Below are 7,493 nucleotides of genomic sequence, written 5' to 3' on the forward strand. Positions count from 1 at the left end.
GGCATGTCCTCCACCACGTTGCGCCGAGCGCTCGTCAGGAGCCTCCGGCGCCCACCGTGGTCGCCCGAGGTCTGGCGGGACGTCCGCTTCACCGCCGCCGGAATACCCATGGCGCTGCCGGTCTGGCTGGCCGTCACCGAGTCGACGCTGCTCTTCCCGGTGCTCGCCGCCGTCCTGCTCTGCGCCCGCCCGCTGACCGCCCTCCAGCGCGGCCGGCTGCGCGCCCTGCACGGGGTGGAGGTGCCGCCGCTGCGCCCGCCGACGGGGCGTCGGGCCTGGCTGCTGGGGATGACCTGGCGCCAGGCCCTCCACCACTTGGTGGCCGGTCCGCTGCTGGCGGCGGGCGCGTTGGCGGTGCTGTACGCCTGGGCGGCCGCCGTGGTGCTGGCCACCGTGTACGGCTGGATGTGGCTGCTGCCCGCCGGCACGGCGGTGCGCTCCGGCCTGGCCGGGGAGGACGTCCTGCTCACCCTCGGCGGGTTGCTGCTGCTGGCGGTCCTCCCGCCGGCGGGCACCCAGCTGGCCCGGCTGGAGGTGTGGGTGGCCCGGCGGCTGCTCGGCCCGGACCGGACGGAGGCGCTGGAGCGGCGGGTCGAGGAGATCGCCGAGAGCCGGGCCGGGCTGGTCGACGCGGTGGACGCCGAGCGCCGCCGGATCGAGCGGGACCTGCACGACGGCGCCCAGCAGCGGCTCACCTCCCTCGCGATGAACCTGGGCCTGGCCCGGCGCACCCTCAAGGACGTGCCGCCCGAGGTGATGCAGGTGATCGTCGACGCGCACGAGGAGGCCCAGGCGGCCATCGACGAGCTGCGTGACCTGGTCCGGGGCCTGCACCCGGCCGTCCTGGAGGACCGCGGTCTGGACGCGGCGCTGTCCGGCATCGCCGCCCGCGCCCCGCTGCCGGTGCGCCTGGACGTGGCACTCTCCGAGCAGGTCGCCCCGACCGTGGAGGCGGTCGCCTACTTCACCGTCTCCGAGGCGCTCACCAACGTGGCCAAGCACGCCAGGGCCCACCGGGTCGACCTCTCGGTGCGGACGGTCGGCGGCCGGCTGCGGCTGGTCATCAGCGACGACGGCGTCGGCGGCGCGGACGCCTCGCGCGGCACCGGGCTCACCGGTCTGCGCAAGCGCGCCGCCTCGGTCGACGGCACGCTGTCCGTTCTCAGCCCCCTCGGGGGCCCCACCACCATCACCGTGGAGTTGCCGTGCGTGCTGTGATCGCCGAGGACTCGGTCCTGCTGAGGGTCGGCCTGGTCAAGGTCCTGGAGGCGGTGGGCTTCGAGGTCGTGGCCGCCGTCGGGGACGCCACCGAACTGCTGGCCGCCGTCGAGGAGCATCGCCCGAAGGTGGTGGTGGCCGACGTCCGGATGCCCCCGGGCTTCAGCGACGAGGGGGTGAAGGCGGCGATGGTGATCCGCCGGCAGTGGCCGGACACCGCCGTCCTGCTGCTCTCCCAGTTCGTGGAGGAGCGCTACGCCGCGGACCTGCTGGCGACGAACACCAGCGGCGTCGGCTACCTGCTCAAGCAGCGGGTGGCCAATGTCGACGACTTCGTGGACGCGCTCCAGCGGGTCGCCGAGGGCGGTACCGCGCTGGACCCGGAGGTGGTCGCCCAGCTGCTGGTGCGCCGCCACCGGGACCCGCTGGAGAAGCTGACCCCGCGCGAGCGCGACGTGCTCGCCCTGATGGCGGAGGGCCGTTCCAACGCCGCGATCGCGGGCTCGCTGGTGGTCAGCGACAGCGCGGTGGCCAAGCACATCAACTCGATCTTCACCAAGCTCGACCTGCCGCCGGTCGCGGACAGCCACCGCCGGGTGATGGCGGTGCTGCGCTTCCTGGAGGTCGGGTAGCGGTGAAGGGGGCGAAGCGCTGGCGGGCCGCCGGGACGGTCGTGATCGTGCTGGTCATGATCGGGGCCGGACTGCAGACCTGGTCGATGGCGGTGCAGCAGCGGACCAGCACCAGCCGGCCGTACGACGTGGCGATCCACCGGCTCCAGTTGGAGACCGGCAACGCCTCGGTCAAGGTGCGGGCCGGCCGGGAGGGCCACGTGGTGGTCCGGCAGAGCCTGGACTGGCTGGTGCGCAAACCGGTGGTGTCCACCGTCTTCGACGGCGACGTGCTGACGGTCGGGATGCACTGTCGGCTGGTCCTGCCGTTCGTGGACGTCGGCTGCGGCGCCGAGATCGAACTGGAGGTGCCGGCGGCGACCGAGGTGTCCGGCTCGGTGGGCTCCGGCTCCGTCCAGGTGGAGGGGCTGAGCGGGGACGTGCGGATGGAGCTGACCTCCGGCCAGCTGCTGCTGTTCGACACCTCCGGGAACGTGTCCGCGCACGCCACCTCCGGTCAGGTGCGGGGCACCAACCTGAGCACCCGGCGGGTGACGGCGCGGGTCGGCTCGGGTTCCGTGCAGCTGGGCTTCGCGAAGGCCCCGCGCGAGGTGGACGCCACGGCCACCTCCGGCTCGGTGGAGCTGACCGTGCCGAAGGACAGCCGGTACGCCGTCTCCAGTGAGATCGGCAGCGGCAGCGGCCGGATCGACACGGGGCTGGCGGACTCGTCGAGTCCGAACCGGCTGCACGCCGCGGTCACCTCCGGGTCGATCACCGTCGTCCCGGCGAGCTCGGAGCCGCCGGAGCCCGCGGACCCGGCGGACCCGGCGGAGCCCGCGCAGTCCGCGGCGCCGTCGGTGCCGCCGTCGGCTCCGTAGCGGGAGCGCCTCGGAGCGGGCGGCGGCCGCTCACCCGGGCGGCGGACGGGTGGGGGACAATGGAGAGTCCCGTCCCCATCACCCGAGGTCAGCCGCGCATGACAGCCACGCCCGCACCCACCGCGTCCGACACCGAGTTCGCGCCGCTCGACATCGGCCCGATCCGGGTGTGGCCGCCCGTCGTGCTGGCGCCGATGGCCGGCATCACCAACGCGCCGTTCCGCACCCTGTGCCGTGAGCAGAGCGGCGGCCGGGGCCTGTACGTCTCGGAGATGATCACCACCCGGGCGCTGGTCGAGCGCAACGCCAAGACCATGCAGCTGATCAAGTTCGACCCGAGCGAGAAGCCGCGCTCCATCCAGCTGTACGGGGTGGACCCGGTGACCGTCGGCAAGGCCGCCCGGATGATCTCCGACGAGGGCCTGGCCGACCACATCGACCTCAACTTCGGCTGCCCCGTCCCCAAGGTCACCCGCAAGGGCGGCGGCTCGGCGCTGCCGTACAAGCGCAACCTGCTGCGCGAGATCCTGCGCGAGGCCGTCGCCAACGCCGGCGACCTGCCGGTGACCATGAAGATGCGCAAGGGCATCGACGACGACCACCTCACCTACCTGGACGCCGGCCGGATCGGCGCGGAGGAGGGCGTGGCGGCGATCGCCCTGCACGGGCGCACCGCCGCCCAGCACTACGGCGGGACGGCCGACTGGTCGGCGATCGCCCGGCTGCGCGAGTCCGTCCCGGCGCACATCCCGGTGCTGGGCAACGGGGACATCTGGTCGGCCGACGACGCGCTGCGGATGATGCGCGAGACCGGCTGCGACGGCGTGGTGGTGGGCCGGGGCTGCCTGGGCCGGCCGTGGCTGTTCAGGGACCTGGTCGCGATCTTCGAGGGCGACGTGGACTACGCCCGCCCCGACTTCGGCTACGTGGCCGCGGCGATGGTGCGGCACGCGCAGCTGCTCGGCGAGTGGCTGGGCGACGAGGCGCGCGGCGTGGTCGACTTCCGCAAGCACGTCGCCTGGTACACCAAGGGCTTCTCGGTCGGCTCGGAGCTGCGGGTGAAGCTGGCCGGCTCCTCCTCGTTGGCCGAACTGGCCGAAACCCTCTCCCAGGTGGAGCAGTCCCAGGGCTGGCCGGACGGTGCGGACGGCCCGCGCGGACGGACCAGCGGCAACAACCGGGTGGTCCTGCCGGAGGGCTGGTTGGACGATCCGTACGACTGCGCCCGACCGGGTGTGGACGCCGAATCGGACACCTCTGGCGGATGATCTGTACGGACCGGCAAAAACGGCCCGATGGGGCCGACTGCCACTAGGTCCCAGCCCTCTTGTCCATCCTGGACAAGAGGGCTCCTTTTCGTCGTCCGAATGTCACGGAGGGAGCACATTTCTGGACGGTGTGCGACGATCGGCGGAGTCGCTCTACGTTCGACCCGTGAGATGCGCTGGTGACGCTTGCCACATGCGGTGGGGGCTGACGGCCGGTCAGTGGACGAAATGGACAGGTCGGCTGTGGATCGCTTCCCGAAGTCGGTCGACCGGTGATCGGGCGATCCGGGTGCAGGAAATCAAGCCGGGGCAACGCCATCGACCCGCGGTCGCTACCGTGCGTCCGGATCGTGCGATCTTCGGGTTTGCTTGTGTTCAAGAATTGAACGCTTGCTCGCGTCAGGCGGACGATTTCACCAACAGAGGTGAACGCCTTTATGTGCTTTCGATCTAGCGGGTTACCGCTGGGTACCAGCCTCGGGTGGCCTATTCAGGGCAGAGAAGTGCCTTCGAAATGGGTATGTTCTCCGGCGTCAGGGCAACCGCGTACGAGGAGACCGACCCGTGCCGTCCCAGCAGAAGTTTGTTTACTCCTTCACCGAAGGAAACAAGGACCTCAAGGACCTTCTCGGCGGCAAGGGCGCGAACCTGGCCGAGATGACCAACCTGGGCCTCCCCGTCCCTCCGGGGTTCACCATCACCACCGAGGCCTGCAAGGTCTTCCTGGAGACCGGCAGCGAGCCGTCCTCCCTGCACGAGGAGATCAGCGCCCACCTGGACGCCCTCGAAGAGCGGATGGGCAAGAAGCTCGGCCAGGCCGACAACCCCCTCCTGGTCTCGGTGCGCTCCGGCGCGAAGTTCTCCATGCCCGGCATGATGGACACCGTCCTCAACATCGGCCTCTCCGACGTCTCGGTGGCCGGCCTCGTCGCCCAGTCCGGCAACGAGCGCTTCGCCTGGGACTCCTACCGCCGCCTGGTCCAGATGTTCGGCAAGACCGTGCTGGGCGTCGACGGCGAGCTGTTCGAGGAGGCCCTGGACGAGGCCAAGCACGCCAAGGGCACCGTCAACGACCTGGACCTGGACGCCGCCGACCTCCGGGGCCTGGTCGAGGTGTTCAAGGGCATCGTCGAGCGCGAGACCGGCCGGGCCTTCCCGCAGGACCCGCGCGAGCAGATGGACCTCGCGATCCACGCCGTCTTCCACTCCTGGAACGGCGACCGCGCCCGGCTGTACCGCCGCCAGGAGCGCATCCCGAACGACCTGGGCACCGCGGTCAACGTCTGCAGCATGGTCTTCGGCAACCTCGGCGAGGACTCCGGCACCGGCGTCGCCTTCACCCGCGACCCCTCCACCGGCACCCAGGGCGTCTACGGCGACTACCTGTCCAACGCCCAGGGCGAGGACGTCGTCGCCGGCATCCGCAACACCCTGCCGCTCTCCGAGCTGGAGAAGCTCGACAAGAAGTCGTACGACGAGCTGATGGCGATCATGCAGAAGCTCGAGAACCACTACCGCGACCTCTGCGACATCGAGTTCACCATCGAGCGCGGCAAGCTCTGGATGCTGCAGACCCGCGTGGGCAAGCGCACCGCCGCGGCCGCCTTCCGGATCGCCGTCCAGCTCGTCGACCAGGGCCTGATCGACCTGGACGAGGCCCTGATGCGGGTCACCGGCGGCCAGCTCTCGCAGCTGATGTTCCCCCGCTTCGCCCCCGACTCCGAGTCGCAGCAGATCGCCAGGGGCCTGGCCGCCTCGCCCGGCGCCGCGATCGGCAAGGTCGTCTTCGACTCGTACACCGCCGTCAAGTGGTCCCGCTCCGGCGAGAAGGTCATCCTGGTCCGCCGCGAGACCAACCCGGACGACCTGGACGGCATGATCGCCGCAGAGGGCATCCTCACCTCGCGCGGCGGCAAGACCTCGCACGCCGCCGTCGTCGCCCGCGGCATGGGCAAGACCTGTGTCTGCGGCGCCGAGGAGCTGGAGGTCGACACCAAGCGCCGCCGGATGACCACCGCCGACGGCCTGGTGCTGGAGGAGGGCGACGTCGTCTCGATCGACGGCGCGACCGGCAAGGTCTACCTCGGCGAGGTACCCGTGCTCCCCTCCGCGGTGGTGGAGTACTTCGAGGGCACCCTGCACGCCGGCGCCGACGTCCAGGGCGGTCTGGTCCAGGCCGTGCACCGGCTGATGTCCCACGCCGACGGCCGCCGCCGCCTCGCGGTGCGCGCCAACGCCGACAACGCCGAGGACGGCTCGCGCGCCCGCCGCTACGGCGCCCAGGGCATCGGCCTGTGCCGCACCGAGCACATGTTCCTCGGCGAGGAGCGCCGCAAGGAGGTCGAGCACCTGATCCTGGCGGACAACGACAAGGACCGCGAGGCCGCGCTCTCCACCCTGCTGCCGCTGCAGAAGGGCGACTTCCTGGAGCTCTTCCAGGCGATGGACGGCCTGCCCGTCACCGTCCGCCTGCTCGACCCGCCGCTGCACGAGTTCCTGCCGGACATCACCGAGCTGTCGGTGCGCGTCGCCCTCGCCGAGGCCCGCAAGGACCCGAACGAGAACGACCTGCGCCTGCTCCAGGCGGTGCACAAGCTGCACGAGCAGAACCCGATGCTCGGCCTGCGCGGTGTGCGCCTCGGCCTGGTCATCCCCGGCCTGTTCGGCATGCAGGTCCGGGCCATCGCCGAGGCCGCCGCCGAGCGCAAGCTGGCCGGGGCGGACCCGCGTCCCGAGGTGATGATCCCGCTGGTCGGCACCGTCCAGGAGCTGGAGCTGGTCCGCGACGAGTGCGAGCGGGTGCTCGCCGAGGTCGCCCGGTCCACCGGAGTCCAGCTGGACATCAAGCTCGGCACCATGATCGAGCTGCCGCGCGCCGCGGTGACCGCCGGGCAGATCGCCGAGGCCGCCGAGTTCTTCTCCTTCGGCACCAACGACCTGACCCAGACGGTCTGGGGCTTCTCCCGGGACGACGTGGAGGCCTCGTTCTTCACCGCCTACCTGGAGAAGGGCATCTTCGGGGTCTCCCCGTTCGAGACCATCGACCGCGACGGCGTCGGCTCGCTGGTCAAGCACGCCGTCGAGGCCGGCCGGGCCACCCGCCCCGACCTCAAGCTCGGCGTCTGCGGCGAGCACGGCGGCGACCCGGACTCGGTCCACTTCTTCCACGAGGTGGGGCTGGACTACGTCTCCTGCTCCCCCTTCCGGATCCCGGTGGCGCGCCTGGAGGCCGGCCGCGCCGCCATCGAGACGGCGGGCAGCGACTCGCGCTGAGGAGGGTAGGCATCCCCTCCGCACGCGCGGGTACGACTGACCGCTCTCCCTCCCGTCGGGAGGGCGTACACCGGAGCTCGGCGCAGGAGAACCGGCGTACGTGACACGGCCGGGGGGGGGGGGGCCACCGCCGCCCGGCCCCCCCCCCCCCCCCCCGGGCGGCGGCCCCCCCCCCCCCCCCGGGGGGGGGGGGGGCCCGGGGCGGGGGCCCCCCCGCGGCCCCCCCCCCCCCCCCCCCCGAC

5 protein-coding genes are annotated in these 7,493 nt (G+C 72.0%); all 5 read left to right on the top strand.

What is annotated here, in order from left to right; all coding sequences use genetic code 11:
- The first annotated feature begins 3 nt into the window (after positions 1-3).
- The 5 genes from ACGFSC_RS20375 to ppdK all read left to right on the top strand — a co-directional run bounded on the left by ACGFSC_RS20375 (position 4) and on the right by ppdK (position 7,251).
- Positions 4-1,218 carry a histidine kinase gene (locus ACGFSC_RS20375; protein ID WP_359902953.1) on the top strand — a complete coding sequence of 405 codons (1,215 nt, stop codon included), beginning with the start codon at positions 4-6 and terminating at the stop codon, positions 1,216-1,218.
- On the top strand, positions 1,206-1,850 hold the full coding sequence (locus tag ACGFSC_RS20380) for a response regulator transcription factor (protein ID WP_359902950.1): 645 nt from the start codon (positions 1,206-1,208) through the stop codon (positions 1,848-1,850). Before ACGFSC_RS20375 ends, ACGFSC_RS20380 begins: the two co-directional genes overlap by 13 nt.
- 2 nt (positions 1,851-1,852) lie before the next feature.
- Positions 1,853-2,710 (top strand): DUF4097 family beta strand repeat-containing protein, encoded by an 858-nt coding sequence (locus tag ACGFSC_RS20385; RefSeq protein WP_359902947.1) that lies wholly within the window; start codon positions 1,853-1,855, stop codon positions 2,708-2,710.
- A gap of 98 nt (positions 2,711-2,808) precedes the next feature.
- Positions 2,809-3,978 carry a tRNA dihydrouridine synthase DusB gene (gene dusB / locus ACGFSC_RS20390; RefSeq protein ID WP_359902944.1) on the top strand — a complete coding sequence of 390 codons (1,170 nt, stop codon included), beginning with the start codon at positions 2,809-2,811 and terminating at the stop codon, positions 3,976-3,978.
- A gap of 564 nt (positions 3,979-4,542) precedes the next feature.
- On the top strand, positions 4,543-7,251 hold the full coding sequence (gene ppdK / locus ACGFSC_RS20395; RefSeq protein WP_359902941.1) for a pyruvate, phosphate dikinase: 2,709 nt from the start codon (positions 4,543-4,545) through the stop codon (positions 7,249-7,251).
- The last annotated feature ends 242 nt before the right edge of the window (positions 7,252-7,493 follow it).

Source organism: Kitasatospora sp. NPDC048715 (assembly GCF_043198905.1).
Lineage (GTDB): Bacteria > Actinomycetota > Actinomycetes > Streptomycetales > Streptomycetaceae > Kitasatospora > Kitasatospora lactacystinica.